Source organism: Kribbella sp. NPDC055071, assembly GCF_053608045.1.
Map to the genome: position 1 here is coordinate 95,976 of NZ_JBSGUS010000012.1, position 17,574 is coordinate 113,549.

17 protein-coding genes are annotated in these 17,574 nt (G+C 67.8%); 14 read left to right on the forward strand and 3 right to left on the reverse strand.

From position 1 onward, the window contains the following. The first annotated feature begins 212 nt into the window (after positions 1 to 212). The 4 genes from ACWF4Z_RS20915 to metG (ACWF4Z_RS20930) are packed head-to-tail and all read left to right on the forward strand — an operon-like array spanning position 213 to position 3,313. Entirely contained in the window at positions 213 to 452 is a 240-nt protein-coding gene (locus ACWF4Z_RS20915; protein WP_452244757.1) for a hypothetical protein, read from the forward strand. Further along, positions 449 to 868: a type II toxin-antitoxin system VapC family toxin gene (locus ACWF4Z_RS20920; protein WP_452244758.1), complete on the forward strand. Its 420-nt coding sequence runs from the start codon at positions 449 to 451 to the stop codon at positions 866 to 868. Before ACWF4Z_RS20915 ends, ACWF4Z_RS20920 begins: the two co-directional genes overlap by 4 nt. Further along, positions 865 to 1,707, forward strand: coding sequence for a 16S rRNA (cytidine(1402)-2'-O)-methyltransferase (gene rsmI / locus ACWF4Z_RS20925; protein WP_452244759.1), 843 nt, complete (start codon positions 865 to 867; stop codon positions 1,705 to 1,707). Before ACWF4Z_RS20920 ends, rsmI begins: the two co-directional genes overlap by 4 nt. Positions 1,708 to 1,735: 28 nt before the next feature. Continuing rightward, on the forward strand, positions 1,736 to 3,313 hold the full coding sequence (metG, locus tag ACWF4Z_RS20930; protein ID WP_452244760.1) for a methionine--tRNA ligase: 1,578 nt from the start codon (positions 1,736 to 1,738) through the stop codon (positions 3,311 to 3,313). Here the strand turns inward: metG (ACWF4Z_RS20930) and ACWF4Z_RS20935 are convergent, their stop codons facing one another. Next, the gene (locus tag ACWF4Z_RS20935) at positions 3,314 to 3,472 is read right to left on the reverse strand and encodes a hypothetical protein (RefSeq protein ID WP_452244761.1); all 159 of its coding nucleotides are present in this window, start codon (positions 3,470 to 3,472) and stop codon (positions 3,314 to 3,316) included. 140 nt (positions 3,473 to 3,612) lie between these two features. Here ACWF4Z_RS20935 and ACWF4Z_RS20940 point away from each other — a divergent pair, with 140 nt between their 5' ends. The 8 genes from ACWF4Z_RS20940 to ACWF4Z_RS20975 all read left to right on the forward strand — a co-directional run bounded on the left by ACWF4Z_RS20940 (position 3,613) and on the right by ACWF4Z_RS20975 (position 11,581). Beyond that, the gene (locus tag ACWF4Z_RS20940; protein WP_452244762.1) at positions 3,613 to 4,524 is read left to right on the forward strand and encodes an NADP-dependent oxidoreductase; all 912 of its coding nucleotides are present in this window, start codon (positions 3,613 to 3,615) and stop codon (positions 4,522 to 4,524) included. A 46-nt stretch (positions 4,525 to 4,570) separates the two neighbouring features. Then, positions 4,571 to 6,316, forward strand: coding sequence for a methionine--tRNA ligase (gene metG, locus ACWF4Z_RS20945; RefSeq protein ID WP_452244763.1), 1,746 nt, complete (start codon positions 4,571 to 4,573; stop codon positions 6,314 to 6,316). A 64-nt stretch (positions 6,317 to 6,380) separates the two neighbouring features. Continuing rightward, complete coding sequence (locus ACWF4Z_RS20950; RefSeq protein ID WP_452244764.1) at positions 6,381 to 6,806, forward strand: SRPBCC family protein; 426 nt, start codon at positions 6,381 to 6,383, stop codon at positions 6,804 to 6,806. Positions 6,807 to 6,854: 48 nt separating this feature from the next. Further along, positions 6,855 to 7,769, forward strand: coding sequence for a TatD family hydrolase (locus ACWF4Z_RS20955; RefSeq protein ID WP_452244765.1), 915 nt, complete (start codon positions 6,855 to 6,857; stop codon positions 7,767 to 7,769). A 6-nt stretch (positions 7,770 to 7,775) separates the two neighbouring features. Next, positions 7,776 to 8,390: a nitroreductase family protein gene (locus ACWF4Z_RS20960; RefSeq protein ID WP_452244766.1), complete on the forward strand. Its 615-nt coding sequence runs from the start codon at positions 7,776 to 7,778 to the stop codon at positions 8,388 to 8,390. A 216-nt stretch (positions 8,391 to 8,606) separates the two neighbouring features. After that, complete coding sequence (locus ACWF4Z_RS20965; protein ID WP_452244767.1) at positions 8,607 to 9,728, forward strand: ubiquitin-like domain-containing protein; 1,122 nt, start codon at positions 8,607 to 8,609, stop codon at positions 9,726 to 9,728. Positions 9,729 to 9,809: 81 nt separating this feature from the next. Further along, the gene (gene rsmA, locus ACWF4Z_RS20970; protein WP_452244768.1) at positions 9,810 to 10,631 is read left to right on the forward strand and encodes a 16S rRNA (adenine(1518)-N(6)/adenine(1519)-N(6))-dimethyltransferase RsmA; all 822 of its coding nucleotides are present in this window, start codon (positions 9,810 to 9,812) and stop codon (positions 10,629 to 10,631) included. Positions 10,632 to 10,642: 11 nt separating this feature from the next. Continuing rightward, positions 10,643 to 11,581 (forward strand): 4-(cytidine 5'-diphospho)-2-C-methyl-D-erythritol kinase, encoded by a 939-nt coding sequence (locus ACWF4Z_RS20975; RefSeq protein ID WP_452244769.1) that lies wholly within the window; start codon positions 10,643 to 10,645, stop codon positions 11,579 to 11,581. Positions 11,582 to 11,593: 12 nt separating this feature from the next. Here ACWF4Z_RS20975 and ACWF4Z_RS20980 read toward each other — a convergent pair whose 3' ends face one another. Then, positions 11,594 to 12,466, reverse strand: a complete 873-nt coding sequence (locus tag ACWF4Z_RS20980) for a class I tRNA ligase family protein (RefSeq protein ID WP_452244770.1) — start codon at positions 12,464 to 12,466, stop codon at positions 11,594 to 11,596. A gap of 302 nt (positions 12,467 to 12,768) precedes the next feature. Here ACWF4Z_RS20980 and ACWF4Z_RS20985 point away from each other — a divergent pair, with 302 nt between their 5' ends. Then, positions 12,769 to 14,667 carry a GTP-binding protein gene (locus tag ACWF4Z_RS20985; protein WP_452244771.1) on the forward strand — a complete coding sequence of 633 codons (1,899 nt, stop codon included), beginning with the start codon at positions 12,769 to 12,771 and terminating at the stop codon, positions 14,665 to 14,667. Here the strand turns inward: ACWF4Z_RS20985 and ACWF4Z_RS20990 are convergent. After that, positions 14,654 to 15,523 (reverse strand): fructosamine kinase family protein, encoded by an 870-nt coding sequence (locus ACWF4Z_RS20990; RefSeq protein WP_452244772.1) that lies wholly within the window; start codon positions 15,521 to 15,523, stop codon positions 14,654 to 14,656. The two genes, ACWF4Z_RS20985 and ACWF4Z_RS20990, sit on opposite strands and share 14 nt — an antisense overlap. Positions 15,524 to 15,595: 72 nt before the next feature. On the opposite strand from ACWF4Z_RS20990, the gene ACWF4Z_RS20995 reads away from it, so the two are divergent. Next, positions 15,596 to 17,416, forward strand: a complete 1,821-nt coding sequence (locus ACWF4Z_RS20995; protein ID WP_452244773.1) for an ABC-F family ATP-binding cassette domain-containing protein — start codon at positions 15,596 to 15,598, stop codon at positions 17,414 to 17,416. Positions 17,417 to 17,574: the final 158 nt, after the last annotated feature.

Here is a 17,574-nt window from a genome sequence, read left to right on the forward strand (position 1 = left end):
GGATACAGCCGGTCCTTCAACGGCGGCAGCCGTCTGCCCAGCACATCCCGCCCAAGGGTCTCTTCACCCTCGGCAGCCTCACCCCGCCGCGCAGTCCCGTCCTCGATCACAGCAGTCACGCCCGCCATCGTACGGACGCCCCGGTCCCCCCGCCTCCCCACACCTGTGGAAAACCAGAACTGCGCTGCGCCGGACCTCTTACAATCAGTCACATGAGCACGCCACGCGAAGAGCTGCACGAGCTGATCGACTCGCTGTCCGACAAGGCGGCAGCCGACCTCCTCCCGGAGCTCCGCCTGCTGAAACTGCAGGCCGAGGCGCGGGCCGAGCGCCCACCGAGCTCAGCCGCCTGGCCGCCGGCTTGGTTCGGCTCTATCGAGGGCACGCCGCCGGACCTCTCGGAGCATATCGACGAGATCCTCAGCGCGGAGTTCGGGCGCAATCCGAAGTGATCGTCGTTGACACCGGCCCCCTGGTGGCCGCCGCATTGACCTCCGACGCCAATCACCAGCCCTGCGTCGAGCTGTTTGCCTCCTTGCGTCTGAACAGCGAGCGACTGATCGTCCCGCCCTTCGTCGTGACCGAGGTGTGCTATCTGCTGGCTCGTTCCGGTGGCTCGAAGCCCGAGATGGCTTTCGTTCGATCGCTCGCGACTGAGGATTTCACCATTGGGCCTGTCACTCCCGCGGGGCTGGAGCGCGCCGCGGACCTCATCGGCCAGTACGCAGATCTGCCGCTCGGGATGGTGGACGCGTCAGTCATTGCCCTTGCGGAGCAACTCGGAGTCAGCGAGATCGCCACGCTGGACCGTCGGCACTTCAGTGTTGTGCGGCCGCAGCACACCACTGCGTTCACACTTCTTCCATGACCGGGCGATTGGTGTTGGTGGGGACTCCTATTGGGGACTTTTCGGATGCTTCGGCTCGGTTGGGGTTGGTGTTGGGTGGGGCTGATGTGGTGGCGGCGGAGGATACGCGGCGGTTGCGGCGGTTGACGTCGGAGCTGGGGATTCAGCTGAGTGGGCGGGTGGTCAGTTACTTCGAGGGGAACGAGCGGGAGCGGACGCCGGAGTTGCTGGCGGCGTTGGTCGAGGGGCTGACCGTGGCGGTGGTGACGGACGCGGGGATGCCGAGCGTCTCGGATCCGGGGTACCGGCTGGTGGCGGCGGCGATCGAGGCTGACGTGTTGGTGACCGCCGTACCGGGGCCGTCGGCGGTGTTGACGGCGCTGGCGCTGAGTGGGTTGCCGGTGGACCGGTTCACGTTCGAGGGGTTTCTGCCGCGGAAGCCCGGCGAGCGGGCGCGGCGGTTGGGGGAGTTGGCGGACGAGCCGCGGACGATGGTGTTCTTCGAGGCACCACACCGGCTGACCGCTTCGCTCGAGGCGATGAGTGAGGCCTTCGGTGCGGAGCGTCGTACGGCGGTGTGCCGCGAGCTCACGAAGACGTATGAAGAGGTCAAGCGCGGACCCCTGAGTGATCTGGTGATCTGGTCGAAGGACGGCGTACGCGGGGAGATCACGGTCGTCGTCTCCGGCGCCGATCCGGACAAGACCATGACACCGGAGCAGCTCGCCGCGGAGGTCGCGGTCGACGAGGAGGCGGGTACGCCGCGCAAGCAGGCGATCTCCGACGTCGCGAAGCGCTACAACGTGCCGAAACGGACCGTGTACGACGCGGTCCTGGCTGCCCGGGACCCTGGTAAATAGGTCTGGGCCGCGCCACTACGCTTGAGGTATGCCCGAGAAGGTTTCCGAGAAGGCCTATTACGTCACCACCCCGATCTACTACGTCACGGCCCCGCCGCACATCGGCAGCGCCTACACGACGGTGGCCGGGGACGTCCTGACCCGTTGGCACGCCCAGCGGGGCGAGCGCAAGTGGTACCTGACCGGTACCGACGAGCACGGCGAGAAGGTGATGCGCAGCGCCGAGGCGCAGGGCATGACGCCGCAGGCCTGGACGGACAAACTGGTCGAGGAGGCCTGGAAGCCGGCCTGGGTCGACGTCGACATCGCGTACGACGACTTCATCCGGACCACCGAGCAGCGGCACACCGAGCGGGTCCGCGAGTTCTGGCAGACGCTGTACGACAAGGGCGACGTCTACAAGGGTGAGTACGAGGGCCTGTACTGCGTCGGCTGCGAGGAGTTCAAGCTCCCCGCGGACATCCGCACCGACGAGGACGGCACCCAGCGCTGCATGATCCACGGCACCGAGCTGGAGACGGTCTCGGAGACGAACTACTTCTTCCGGCTCTCGGCGTACGGCGACAAGCTGCTGGAGCTGTACGAGTCGCAGCCCGATTTCGTCGCGCCCGCGAGTGCGCGCAACGAGGTGATCGCGTTCGTGAAGCAGGGTCTGCAGGACCTGTCGATCACGCGGTCGACGTTCGACTGGGGCATCCCGGTCCCCTGGGACGAGGACCATGTTCTCTACGTGTGGATCGACGCGCTGCTCAACTATGTGACGGCCGCGGGCTACGGCACCGATCCGGAGCGGTTCAAGGAGCTGTGGCCGGTCGACGTGCACCTGGTCGGTAAGGACATCCTCCGGTTCCACGCGGTGATCTGGCCGGCCATGCTGATGGCTGCCGAGGTCGCCGTACCGCGCCAGGTCTTTGCGCACGGGTGGCTGCTGGTCGGCGGCGAGAAGATGAGCAAGTCGAAGCTGACCGCGATCGCGCCGCACGAGATCACCGACCACTTCGGCTCGGACGCGTTCCGGTACTACTTCCTCCGCACGATCCAGTTCGGCTCGGACGGCTCGTTCTCGTGGGAGCACCTGAGCGCGGTCTACACGTCTGAGCTCGCCAACGGCCTGGGCAACCTGGCCAGCCGGATCGCGGCGATGGTCGGCAAGTACTTCGACGGCGTGCTGCCCGAGCCCACCGACCACGGCCCGGCCGAGCAGGTGCTCGCCGACAAGCTCGCGCAGACGGTCGTGACCGCTGAGACGGCCATCAACACGCTCGCCTTCCAGGACGCGCTGACCGCGATCAACGAGCTCGTCGGAGCGGTCAACGGCTACGTCACCGAGCAGGAGCCGTGGAAGGTGGCCAAGGACGAGTCCCAGCGCGCCCGCCTCGCCACCATCCTCTACTCGGCCGCCGAGGTGCTCCGGGCGGTCGCCGTACTCCACAACCCGACCATGCCGAAGGCGTCCGCCAAGCTGTGGACCCTCCTCGGCGCCGAAGCCAAGCTCGGCTCACTGCAGGATCAGCGCGTCCAGGACGCCGGGACCTGGGGCCAGCTCCCGGCCGGCTCCGTCCTGACGAAGGGCGACGCGCTGTTCCCCCGGCTGGAAGAGAGCTAGCTAGACCTGGACCATGGCCGACCCGTGGTAGAGCGAGGCGAGCTGGGCGACGGCTCGATGCGGGACCAGCTCGGCCGTCGCCGCCGACAGCCGGATCAGCAGTTCTTCGATCGGACCGTCGATGATCTGCGCCGCGTTCGCCAGCACGTCGTCTGCCATGTCGTTCAGCGTACGTCGGTTGACGCATCCACCCGGCCCACCTTTCGGATGGTGGAGAACTGTCCGTTCGGCCAGTCGGGAATATCGGGTGCTGCGCGAGTCTTCATTTGAAGCATCAACCATTCGATGGAGGTCTGAGCATGCAAGCGGTGGTTTTCGAGGAGTTCGGTGGGCCTGAGGTGCTGCAGACACGAGAGGTGGCCGAGCCGCACGCCGGACCTGGTCAGGCGCGGGTCCGGGTTCGCGCGGCGGGGGTGAACCCGATCGACTTCAAGGTGCGCCGGGGATTCACCAAGGGATTCATCGACGTGACCTTCCCGGCGACTCCGGGGCTGGAGGTCGCCGGTGTGGTGGACGAGGTCGGCGAAGGCGCCGAGTTCGCGGTCGGGGACGAGGTCGTGGGCTGGTCCGAGACCGGTGCGTACGCCGAGCACGCGATCGTCGGCAACGTCGTACCGAAGCCGGCCGGCGTCAGCTGGGGGCAGGCCGTCGGGCTGCCGATCGCGGGCGAGACGGCGCAGCGCGTCCTGGATGAGCTGGGGCGGAAGGAGACCGAGACTCTGCTCGTGCACGGCGCGGCCGGAGCGGTCGGCTCGGTCGCGGTCCAGCTGGCCAAGGCCGCGGGCGCCACGGTCATCGGTACGGCGTCGCCCGCCAATCACGACTTCCTCCGCGAGATCGGCGCCATTCCGGTCGAGTACGGCGACGGCCTGGTCGATCGCGTCCGTGCGGTCGCACCCCAGGGCATCGACGCGGTCTTCGACACGGCCGGCCAGGGCGGTCTGCAGGAGTCGATCGAGCTGCGCGGCGGCACCAACCGCATCGTCACGATCGCGGACTTCGCCGCTCAGGGCATCGGCGTCGCCATCTCCTCGGGCTCCAGCGCGACTCCGGAGCAGATCGCCGCCGGCCTGAGCAGCCAGCTGCAGGCCGCGGCCGACGGCAAGCTCCAGGTCCGCATCGCCGAGACGTTCTCGTTCGCCGACGCCGCCAAGGCGCAGGAGCTCAGCGAGTCCGGCCACGCCAAGGGCAAGATCGTCGTACAGCCGTAGGTAAATCCTTGGTCATGCGGTCGGCTGCACTTCTACAGTCGACCGCATGACTGCCATCCTGGCCGGGGTCGCCTGGCCGTACGCGAACGGACCCCGGCACATCGGGCACGTGTCCGGATTTGGAGTACCTTCCGACGTCTTCAGTCGGTACGCGCGGATGGCCGGTCATGACGTTCTGATGGTGTCGGGAACCGACGAGCACGGTACGCCGATCCTCGTCGAGGCCGAGCGGCAAGGAGTGACCCCACGGGAGCTCGCGGATCGGTACAACCGAGTGATCGTCGAGGACCTGCACAGCCTCGGACTGTCCTACGACCTCTTCACCCGGACCACGACCCGCAACCACCACACCGTCGCCCAGGAACTCTTCACAACCCTTTACCGCAACGGATATCTCGTCACCCGGACCGCGATGGGTGCGATCTCGCCGTCCACCGGACGCACCCTGCCGGACCGCTACATCGAGGGCACGTGCCCGATCTGCGGGTACGACGGAGCACGCGGCGACCAATGTGACAACTGCGGCAACCAACTCGACCCGATCGACCTTCGCAACCCACACAGCCGGATCAACGGCGAGACGCCGGTCTTCATCGAGACCGAGCACGTCTTCCTCGACCTCCCGGCGCTGGCCGATCAGCTCGGCGCCTGGCTGCAGACCCGCACCGACTGGCGCCCGAACGTCCTCAAGTTCGCCCTCAACCAACTCGACGACATCCGGCCACGGGCGATCACCCGGGACATCGACTGGGGTATCCCGGTCCCGCTCCCGGGCTGGGAATCGAAGCGGCTGTACGTGTGGTTCGACGCGGTCATCGGCTACCTGTCCGCGAGCATCGAATGGGCCCGTCGTACCGGCGATCCGGACGCGTGGCGCAAGTGGTGGACCGACCCCTCGGCGGAGTCCTATTACTTCATGGGCAAGGACAACATCACGTTCCACGCCCAGATCTGGCCGGCCGAGCTGTTGGCGAACAACGCGTCACCCGGGCAGTACGGCGTACTGAATCTGCCGACCGAGGTGGTCAGCAGCGAGTTCCTCACCCAGGAGGGGCGGAAGTTCTCGTCGTCCCGGTCGGTGGTGATCTACGTCCGCGACGTCCTGGAGCGGTACGGCGCGGATGCCTTGCGGTACTGGGTTTCCGTCGCCGGACCGGAGACGCGGGACGCCGACTTCACCTGGTCCGACTTCGTCCGGCGGAACAACGACGAGCTGGTCAGCACCTGGGGCAACCTGGTCAACCGGACCGCCTCGATGATCGCGAAGAACTTCGGCGCGATCCCGGCGACCGCGCACCTGACGCCGGCCGATCGGCAGCTGCTTGCCACGAGCAAGCAGTCCTTCGACACGGTCGGCGACCACCTCAGGCACCAACGGCTGCGGCTCGGGATCACCGCGGCGATGCACAACGCGGCCGAGGCGAACCAGTACCTCTCCCAGCAGGCACCCTGGAAGGAGACGAACCCGGAGCGGAAGGCAACCATCCTGCACGTCGCCGCCCAGGTGGTGGCCGACAGCAACCGATTGCTCGCGCCCTTCCTGCCGCACTCGGCCCAGCGGGTCCACGAGGCCTTGGGTGGGACAGGGACGTTCCTGCCGCGGCCGGAGATCCGTGAAGTCGACGATCTCGACGGCGGACCGAGGTATCCGATCATCACCGGCGACTACGCCGCGCAACCTCGCTGGCAGTCCGAGCCCGTCGTCCCTGGTACGCCGGTACCCCGGCCGACGCCCATCTTCGCCAAGCTCGGGCCGGAAGTGGTCGACGAGGAGATTGCCCGGCTCTCGTGACGCTTTTGTACAAGCGCATCGGCAGCCGCGGTCGTACGGTCGGGTCAGAGAGGAAGTGGAGACGATGGCGAACTTTCTGGCCACGGCCGAGACCGAGATCGAGGCAGGCCCCGCGCGGGTGTGGGAGGTCTTGACCGATCCGGACGCACTGAAGGAGCTCTGGTTCGGCGCCGAGGTGACGACCGACTGGAAGCAGGGCAGCCCAGTCACCTGGAGCGGTGAGTGGGAGGGCAAGGCCTACCAGGACAAGGGTGAGATCCTCGAGGTCGACCCGGGCCGGCTGTTGAAGCTGACGCACTACAGTCCGCTGACCGGGCAGCCCGACGTACCGGAGAACTACCACACGCTCACGTACGAGCTGGACGATGCCGGTACGTCGACGCACCTCAAGCTCACGCAGGACAACAACGGCAGCCTGGAAGAGGCCCAGCATTCCCAGGGCATGTGGGAGTCGATGGTCGCCAAGGTCAAGGAGGCCGCCGAGGCCTAACAGGGGCGGACAGCCGGGGAAGGCCAACAGCTCAGTAATCTGGTTCCTATGGCTGGAGATGGTGTGGAGGTCGAGCGGCCGACCCGGGAACGGGCCGCGATCGGGGAGGACGGCAGGTCACGGGACCGGAGCCGCCCGGCGGTGCCTGATCCGCTGCCGATGAGCGTGGTCGACGCGCATTGCCATCTCGACATCGCCGACGGCGAGGACGGTGCCTGGCTGAGCCCGGCCGACGCGATCAAGCTGGCCTCGTCGGTCGGGGTCACCCGGATCGTCCAGGTCGGCTGCGACCTGCCGGGGGCGGTGTGGGCGGTCGAGGCGGCGGAGCAGTACTCGAACCTGATCGCCGGCGTCGCCCTGCATCCGAACGAGGCGCCGAAGCTGAAGGCCGCCGGTGAGCTGGACAGCGCACTGGCCGAGATCGAGCGGCTGGCGACGAGTTCGGAGAAGGTCCGGGTGATCGGTGAGACCGGGCTCGACTACTTCCGCACCGGCGAGGACGGGCGGGCCGCGCAGCACGAGTCGTTCGCCGCGCACATCGCGATGGCGAAGCGGCTGGACAAGACGCTGATGATTCACGACCGCGACGCGCATGACGACATTCTGAAGATCCTCGATCACGAAGGTGTGCCGGATCGCCTGGTAATGCACTGTTTTTCGGGCGATACCGAGTTCGCGCGCGAGTGCGTGAACCGGGGCGCGTTCCTCAGTTTCGCCGGTGTGGTGACGTTCAAGAATGCTCTGTCCTTGCGGGACGCACTGGCTGTCACGCCACTGGACCGAGTCCTGGTTGAGACGGATGCGCCGTACCTGACGCCCTCACCGCATCGCGGCCAGCCGAACGCGTCGTACCTGATTCCGCACACGGTCCGCAAGATGGCCGGCGTCCTGAACATCTCGGTCGCCGAGCTCTGTGATGCCCTCAACACCAACGCCAACCGCGCCTTCGGCGGGGCCTGGTAGCCCGGCGTGGAGTTCAGCGAGGTGGTTCGGCGGCGCCGGATGGTGCGGAATTACGATCCCGATCGGGCAGTTCCGGACGAGGTGCGGGAACGGATCCTCGAGAACGGGTTGCGGGCGCCTTCGGGCGGGTTCACCCAGGGATGGGCGTTCCTGACGCTGGAGGGCGACGAGCGGGAGCGGTACTGGCAGATCGCGGCCGAGGATCCGGACGAGAAGTATGTGGAATGGATCACAGGCCTGCGGCGGGCGCCGCTGCTGATCCTCGCGTTCGCGCACAAGGACGCGTACCTCGATCGGTACACCGAGCCGGACAAGGGCTGGACCGATCGCGACGAGGGCCACTGGACCGCGCCGTACTGGTACGTCGACACCGGGATGGCGGTCCTGCTGATGCTGCAGACGGTCGTCGACGAAGGCTTGGGAGCCTGCTTTTTCGGGCCTCCCGCGGACAAGGCGGGCCGGCTGCTGAAGGAGTTCGGCGTACCGGCCGGGTTCGACCTGATCGGGGTGCTGTCGGTCGGGCACCGGGCCCAGGACAAGCGCTCGCCGTCGCTGAAACGAGGCCGTCGGACGACCGCCGAGGTGGTCCATCGTGGCCAGTGGGGCAATCACCACCCGTAATTGACCCATTACACCTTTTTGCGACTCGCCGACGAGGGGATTGGCGCTTCCGGGATATCTTCGTTATGGTCCCGTGATGTTGGCCGGGATCGGGGAAGATTCCGGACAGCACGCCCCTCGGCGTGAACCACTGATTCTGAACGTCCAGTTCAGCGTTTCTGGCCCATGCCTGTGCTGTCCCACCCCGTGCCCGGGTAGCCCTACCTGGGAGCGTTAGTGCGTAAGTCCATCATCGCGGTCGTCGGTGCGACGGCTGCGATCGCAGTCGCCGGCGGATCGGTGGCCTATGCCACGAAGAGCAAGACCGTGAGTCTGTCCGTCGACGGTCAGGTGCAGAACGTGCACACCTTCGGTTCCACCGTGGCAGACGCCCTGAAGGCCGAAAAAGTTCAGCTCGGCGAGCACGATGTCGTTGCTCCGTCGCTGGACTCGAAGCTGCAGGACGGCCAGGAGATCTCGGTGCAGTACGGTCGCCAGCTGACCGTGAACGCCGACGGCACCAAGAAGGCGTACTGGACGACGGCCGACAGCGTGAACGAGGCGCTCGCCGACCTGGGTCTGCGGTACGACAACTCGGCTTTCTTCTCCACCAGCCGGAGCGCGCCCCTGGGTCGCGAGGGCCTGGAGCTCGTCGTGAAGACCCCGAAGACCGTGCAGTTGGTCCACCTGGGCAAGGTCGCGACGATCAAGTCGATGGCCGGGACTGTCGGCGAGGCACTCACCGCCGCCAAGATCGCCTGGGACAAGGACGACAAGATCGCCCCGGCGCCCGCCACCCTGCTCACGCCGGGCGTGAACCGGATCGCCTACATCAAGGTCGACGTCAAGACGGTCACCAAGTCCGTCGCGGTCGCCCACGGCACCGACGAGACCAAGTCGGCGACGCTGGAAGAGGGCACCAAGAAGACGACGGCCAAGGGCACCGACGGCGCGAAGTCGGTCACCTACGTCTACACCTACCTGGACGGCAAGCTGTCGACCCAGCGGGTGGTCTCCGCCAAGCTCGTGACCGCCCCGGTGAACGAGAAGGTCCTCGTCGGCACCAAGCCGAAGACGCCCGAGACGCCGACGACCGACACCAGCACGCCGCCCACGGGTGACACGAGCAAGTGGGACCGGATCGCCGAGTGCGAGTCCGGCGGCAACTGGGCCGCGAACACCGGAAACAGCTACTACGGCGGACTCCAGTTCGACCACGGCACCTGGGCCGCGTACGGCGGGACGGCGTACGCCAACAACGCGAACGGCGCGTCCAAGGCGCAGCAGATCGCGATCGCGGAGAAGGTCCGGGACGACCGCGGTGGCTACGGCGCTTGGCCGGTCTGCGGCTTCAAGTGAGCCGGAGCCTGCGAGACTGACGAGGTGACCTCGTCTGATTCATCCACTTCCGCCGGACCGAGACTCCTCGGTCCGGCGGAAGTGCGTTCACTGGCCGCCGCGCTCGGCGTCCGCCCGACCAAGCAGCGCGGCCAGAACTTCGTCATCGACCCCAACACGGTTCGGCGGATCGTTCGCGCGGCCGAGCTGAGCGCGGGGGAGACGGTGCTCGAGGTCGGGCCCGGGCTGGGGTCGCTGACGCTCGCGCTGCTCGCCGCGGGGCATCCGGTCGTGGCGGTGGAGATCGACCCGCTGCTGGCGGGGGCGCTGCCGGCCACGATCGCGTCGTACGCGCCGGAGCAGGCCGGCATGCTCACGGTGGTCGAAGCCGATGCGATGACGGTGGGCCCCGACCAGATCGGGTCGCCGACGGCGTGTGTCGCCAATCTGCCGTACAACGTCGCCGTACCGGTTCTGTTGCATCTTCTCGAGGTGTCGCCGTCCCTGCGGCATGGGCTGGTGATGGTGCAGTCCGAGGTCGCGGACCGGCTCGCCGCTGGTCCGGGTTCGCGGACGTACGGCGTACCGTCCGCAAAGGCGGCCTGGTACGCCGAGGTCCGCCGGGCCGGTCCGATCGGGCGCAACGTGTTCTGGCCGGCGCCGAACGTGGACTCCGGGCTCGTCGCGTTCGAACGGCGGGAGCCGCCGACGCCGGCCGCTTCCCGCGCGGAGACGTTCGCGGTGATCGAGGCTGCGTTCTCGCAGCGACGGAAGACCGTCCGGTCCGCGCTGGCCCGCTGGATCCCGGACCGCGGCCGCCTGGACGAGGTGTTCCGCGCCACCGGGATCGACCCGCAACTCCGCGGCGAGATGCTGAGCATCACCGACTTCGCAACGCTCGCCGCTGCGGGTAGAACTGTCTAATGGCCTAGCCTGTGCCCGTGCCACCTTCCTCTGAGGTCACGGTGCGGTCGCCGGCGAAGATCAATCTTGGTCTGTCGGTCGGTCCGCCGCATCCGGACGGGTTCCACCCGGTCGCGACGGTCTACCAGGCCGTTGCCCTGTACGACGATGTCACCGCGGTGGTGCGCGACGACGACCCCTCGGTCTCGGTCGAGGTGATCGGCGACTTCGCGAACGACGTACCGACCGACGAGACGAACCTCGCCGTCCGCGCGGCGCTGCTGCTGCAGGCGGAGTACGACGTCGACGAGGGTGTCGAGCTGACGATCCGGAAGACGATCCCGGTCGCGGGTGGGATGGCCGGCGGATCCACGGACGCGGCAGCGACGCTAGTGGCCTGTAACCGGCTGTGGGGCCTGCAGCTCTCGCAGACCGAGTTGCAGCAGCACGCCGCAGAGCTGGGCAGCGACGTACCGTTCTGCCTGGTCGGTCACACGGCGCTCGGTCAGGGCCGTGGCGACCAGGTCACCGAGGTGATGTCGCGTGGGACGTTCCACTGGGTCTTCGCGATCGCCGAGGGCGGGCTCTCCACGCCGGCCGTCTACCACGAGCTGGACCGGCTCCGGCCGCTCCGCCGGGTCGAGGCGCCGCAGGTCCGCCCCGAGCTTCTGTCGGCCCTCCTGTCCGGCCGCCCCGCCGCCCTCGCCATTGCCCTCAGCAACGACCTCCAGGCCGCGGCCCTCTCGCTCCGCCCCGAGCTGGGCGAGACTCTCCAGTTCGGTCTGGACCAAGGCGCCCTGGCCGCCCAGATCTCGGGCTCCGGCCCCACCTGCCTCTTCCTCGCCGCCGACAGCCGTAGCGCCGTCGACCTGGCCGTAGAACTCGCCGAGTCCGGCCTCTGCCGCATGGTCCGCCAGGCCGAAGCCCCCGTCCCCGGCGCCCGAATCCTCCCCGCCACCGTCAACAGGTAGTACCCCGAGCGGTCAGGAACCGGGGGAGAAGTGGGCGCCGCTGAGGGTTTTCGGGGGCATGGCGGTGGCTAGGTAGAGGGCTGGCCAGAGCAGGGTGGCGTGGGTGCAGTCTTCGTAGGTGGTGAAGTGCCAGAGGGACGTGGCTTCGGGCCAGGCTTCGGCGGTGTCGTCCAGGCCTACGGAGCCGGGCTGGAGGGCCTGGGCAACGCCGTACGCGGTGGCCAGGCCGATCTCGACGGCCGGGTCCAGCCGGAGGCCTTCGTGGGGGCCGCTGCCTTCCAGGCCCCAGGTGGCGGGATACGCGATCGGTACGTCGGGTAACCGGCGTTCTAGGTGTTCGGTGAGGGCGTGGCGGGCGCGGGCGGGGAGGCTGGCGCGGAGCCAGATCTCGGTGAGTTCCTGGCGATAGTCCTCGATCGACAGGATCGGTACGGCGACTTGCACCGGCCTGGGCTGACCGCCACACCGCGTGCACAGCTCGGTCGTGGTCCGCGCAGCGCAGCCCGCGCACACGAGCATCGTGCGTTTGCGCAGCGGGATCCGGCCGGCCTCGGTGAGGTTGGCGGCCAGGGTGGTGACGCCGCGCCGGTACTCCGGGCTGAGCGGGTCGAGGAACACGTCGTACCGGATTCTGGCGGCATCCAGTGCGTCGATGAACTCGTCCCGGACCGCCGCGGCCAGCTTCTCCGCCTCGATGCCCTCCTGCTCGGCACACATGCGGACCGACTCCCGGATGTCTACGCCTGCGGTCGTCACCACCCGTTCACCGCGCCTCCGGGCCGATCGAGCCGCGGTATCCGCGGCCAGATACGGCCCGGCGAGCGGCCCGGTTCGCGGCAGCCCGTCGATCGTGGCGGGCGGCAGCACGAACACGGTGGCACTCATCTCAACTCCCGGGGCGGCGGGTACTGGGCGCCGTCCCGGTCACTCTCCTCACCGGTATGGTCGCAGTCCGCGACGTTACTCCCTGTTCCCGGCGCTGGAAACCCCTTGAAAACAAAGGGAATCGCCAAGCGGCCGTTTGAAACCGGAGAAAAACAGGTCGCACAGGCCACCACCCTCTGTTACGGTCGCCGGGAAGACGTCCATCGACGAGTGACTGGAGACCGGGATGCGCCAAGGATCGATCCGCCTCATCGGTACTGATCGATTCGACGTCTTCGCGAGGACTCTTGAACTCTCTGACGATGGGCATTGTGGCGCATGTCGACGCCGGTAAGACCAGCCTGACCGAGCGGCTGCTGTTCGCCGCCGGGGTGATCGACCGCGTGGGCCGGGTCGACGACGGGAACACCCAGACCGACTCGATGGATCTCGAGCGCAAGCGTGGGATCACGATCCGCTCTGCGGTCGTGTCGTTCGAGCTGGGCGACCTGACCGTCAACCTGATCGACACCCCCGGGCACTCCGACTTCATCGCCGAGGTCGAGCGCGCGCTGTCCGTGCTGGACGGCGCCGTGCTGGTGATCTCCGCGGTCGAGGGCGTCCAGGTGCAGACCCGCCTGCTGATGCGCACGCTGGCCCGGCTACGGATCCCGACGTTGATCTTCGTGAACAAGATCGACCGGATGGGAGCCCGGTACGACGAACTCCTGGCGGACATCAGGCGGTTACTCACGCCCGCCATCGTGCCGATGGGGTCCGTCCACGATCTCGGCTTCCGCCAGGCCTGCTTCGAGCCGTTTCCACTGCAGAACAAGGCACTTGGCGAACTGCTTGCCGAGGACAACGACGAGTTCCTGAGCGCATATCTGGACGACCGGCTGGCCACCGACGACTACGCGGCCGAGCTCCGCCGCCAGGTCGCGGCCGCCAAGATCCACCCGGTCTACTTCGGATCCGCGATGACCGGTGTCGGCATCGACGAGGTGATCTCCGGGATCCGTGAGTGGTTGCCGCGAGCAACCTCCGCATCCAGCGATCCGCTCCGGGCGCGAGTGTTCAAGGTCGAGCGAGCCTCAGCCGGCCAGAAGGTGGCGTCGGCGCGGATCTTCGCCGGATCGCTCTCGACCCGCGCGTACGTCGACGTGCACCCGGCGGACGGGCCGTCGTACCAGGCTCGACCATCGGCGTTGGAGCTCTTCGAGCGCGGCGGTCGCGAGCCGGTCGACCGGGTCGAGGCGGGTCAGATCGTCGCGCTGCGGGGGTTGAAGGACATCCGGATCGGCGACCAACTCGGCGTACCGGACCGTGGCGTCGGCCGGCTGTTCGCTCCGCCGACGCTGGAGACCGTGGTGACCGCACGGGACCGCGTCAAGCTCTACCAGGCGTTGACACAGCTCGCCGAGCAGGATCCGCTGATCCAGGTCCGCAAGGCCGACGACCTCACGGTCAGCTTGTACGGCGAGGTGCAGAAGGAGGTGATCGCGTCCCTGCTCGAGACCGAGTACGGCCTGCGCGTCGCCTTCAGTGAGACCACACCGATCCACGTGGAACGCTTGAACGGCGTGGGTTCGGCCGCGTGGGAGATCGGTGCCCCGGGCAACCTCTGGGCGGCCGCGGTCGGATTCCGCGTGGCACCGATTGCCGAAGGCATCGAGTACGGCCTCGAGGTCGAGCTGGGCGGACTGCCGCGTGCGTTCCACACCGCGATCGAGGAGACGGTTCGCCAAGCTCTGCACCAGGGCCTGTACGGCTGGGAGATCCCGAACTGCCGGATCGATCTCACCCTGACCGACTACTTCAGCCCGGTCACCGTCGCCGGCGACTTCCGCCGCCTCGTCCCACTGGTCCTCCTGCAAGCGATCGCCTCCGCCGGTACGACGGTCCTCGAGCCTGTGACTCATTTCGAGCTGGACATCCCGGCCGACTCGATGTCCCGGGTCCTCTCGATGCTGGCCGAATCCCGTGCCGTGGTTGAGCAAACGACGATCCACCCGACTCATGCACACCTGGAAGGCGCCATCCCCGCCGCGACCACCCACCTCTTCGAGACCCATCTCCCCGGCCAGACCCACGGCGAAGGCATCCTCACACCCCTCGACACCACCTACCGCCCGGTTCCCGGCACCCCACCCACCCGCGCGCGAACCGACGGCAACCCACTCAACCCCAAGCAGTACGTCCTCCACCTCAACCAGTCGTGAAGGGCGCGAGCGTGAGGTGGACTTGCTCGATCGACTGCGGGGCTTCGGTGCCGAGATGGGCGAGGATGCAAAGCTGTTCACGCAGGTGAAGCAGCGGGAAGCGATCCGCCCAACCGGGCTCCAACGGGTGGAGTTCGGTGTAGGCCGCGTAGAAGGCGTCGGGGATCCTGCCGCCCTCGTAGCCATAGCCGTCCAGCATCGAGAGCTCGGCCTCCGGCCATCCGTAGTTGATGGCGGGGTCGACGAGGGCAGGGGCTCCTGAGGGGGTGGCCAGCAGGTTGGCATGCCAGAGATCGCCGTGCAGGAGCGACGGCTGCTGCGGCGGGATGAGTTCCGGGAGGTGTGCGGCCAGGTTCTCCAGCGCTTGCCGGTCGCCAGGCTCCAGGGCGTTGAAGCACTTGGGGAACTCGAGATACCGCAACAGCCGGTGCTGTGCAAAGAAGGCGTGACCGTCAGCCATCCAAGGATTCCGGTGCGGAAGGATGCCCAGATAGTTGTCCTGGTGGTACCCGAACTTGTCCGCGGTCTGTCGATGCTGCACAGCAAGCGCCCGCCCGGCGTCCTCCCAGTACGTCGGACCCGGCGCGGCCGACCCCAGATCCGTCATCACGATGAAATCCGCCCCCACCCGCAGCACCTCGGGTACGACGAAGCCGCCGGATGCCCGCAGCGCGTCCAGACCCTCGGCCTCCAGCCCGTAGAGATCGGGCGGCAGACCGGTCTGCGTCTTCACGACCACCGATCGGCCCAGCGTCGTACGCACGCGGTAGGTCTTGCTGGCGAACCCACCTTCCAACGGGTCCGACGAGACCGGGTCGCCGAGGTCGAGCCCATCGAGCCATGAAGGAGTCAGCACAGAGAGGATCCTGGCACCTCGGCTGGTCACGCGGCCAGACGAGCTGGTCCGGTCGGATAGGCTGGGACGGTTATGCCGTCACCTAACTTGGTCAATCTGGAAGCCGTTTCCAAGGGCTTCGCGACTCGTACACTTCTCGATTCCGTCAGCCTCGGCGTGGGCCGGGGCGAACGCATCGGCGTGGTCGGGCGCAACGGCGACGGCAAGTCGACCTTGCTGCGCCTGCTCGCCCGCCGTGAGGAGCCCGACAGCGGACGGGTCACGCTCAATCGCGACCTGCGCCTCGGGTACCTCGGGCAGAGCGACGACCTCGACCCAGAAGTCACCGTGCTGCATGCGGTGCTGGGCGATGTCGAGACCTACACCTGGGCGGCCGACCCACGGGCGCGGTCGGTGATGGAGCACTTGCTGGGCGGAGTGGACCACCAAGCGCTCGTCGGCACGCTGAGCGGTGGTGAGCGCCGGCGCGCGTCGCTGGCCCGGCTGCTGCTGACCGAGGTCGACCTGCTGATCCTCGACGAGCCCACCAACCACTTGGACATCGAGGCGGTCAACTGGCTCGCCGAACACGTCGTCGACCGCGCCGGTGCGCTCCTCGTCGTGACCCACGACCGGTGGTTCCTCGACGCGGTCTGCACCAACACGTGGGAAGTGCAGGGCGGCAAGATCACGTCGTACGACGGCGGCTACGCGGCCTACGTGCTCGCGAAGGCCGAGCGGGCCCGGAGCGCCCAGGTCAGCGAGGAGAAGCGGCAGAACCTGCTGAGCAAGGAGCTCGCCTGGTTGCGTCGCGGTGCACCGGCGCGTACGTCGAAGCCGAAGTTCCGGATCGAGGCCGCCAACGCGCTGATCGCGAACGAGCCGCCGCCGCGCGACAAGCTCGCGCTGTCCCAGCTCGCGACCGCGCGCCTGGGCAAGGACGTGTTCGACGTCGAGGACGTCAGCCTCAGCTTCGGGCAGCGGAAGATGCTCGACCACGTCACCTTCCGGCTCGGCCCGGCCGACCGGATCGGGCTGCTCGGCCCGAACGGCGCCGGCAAGACCACGTTCCTCAGCGTCCTGACCGGGAAGCTCGCCCCCGACAGCGGCGTGGTCAAGCAGGGCAAGACCGTCCGGATCGCCAACCTGTCCCAGACCCTCGAGGAGATCGACGGTACGACGACAGTCCTGGCGCACATCACCGCCATTCGCCGTACGGCGGCGCTCGCCGGAAACGGTGGTGAGCTCACGTCGTCACAGCTGCTCGAACGGTTCGGCTTCACCGGCGACAAGCTGACGACGCGGATCTCGGATCTGTCCGGTGGTGAGCGGCGCCGGCTGCAGTTGCTGCGGATCCTGCTGGACGAGCCGAACGTGCTGATTCTCGACGAGCCGACCAACGATCTGGACGTCGAGACGCTGACCGTGCTCGAGGACTTCCTGGACAGCTGGCCGGGCGTCGTCGTCACCGTCACCCACGACCGCTACTTCCTCGAACGCGTCAGCGACATGGTGTATACGATCATGGGCGACGGGAAGGTCCGTCATCTCCCGCGCGGCGTCGAACAGTATCTCGAGGAACTCGAGACCGGAATTCCGCGACGTGCGCCGTCGAATGCGTTGACACCGGATCCCATTGTGTCCAGCGATTTGGCGACGGGCGGAAATACCGCCGAAGCGGGCGAGCAGATCGTTGACGCGGCAGCGGTCCGGGCTGCGAAGAAAGAGCTGAACCGGATCGAGCGCCAGCTCAGCAAGCTGACGCAGGCCGAGGCGAAACTGCACGACCAGCTGGCTGCCAGCGCGAGCGACTACGAGCGGCTGGCCGAGCTCGACACCGAGCTGCGCAAGCTCGCCGAGGAACGCGGCGAGCTCGAGACCGCCTGGTTCGAAGCGGCGGAACGCGCCGAATAGAAGGACTTCCGCGGCCGCAGGCGAACTGAGACGCGGCGGTCCCTCCGATCCCCTGTTCGTCGGAGGGACACGCCGCGACTACCTGGGTGAGCGGGCCCCGTGCCGACCGGCGTTGTTCGAGCCCCGAGCCCCGGACACCGCGCGGTCGCTTTCGGCGG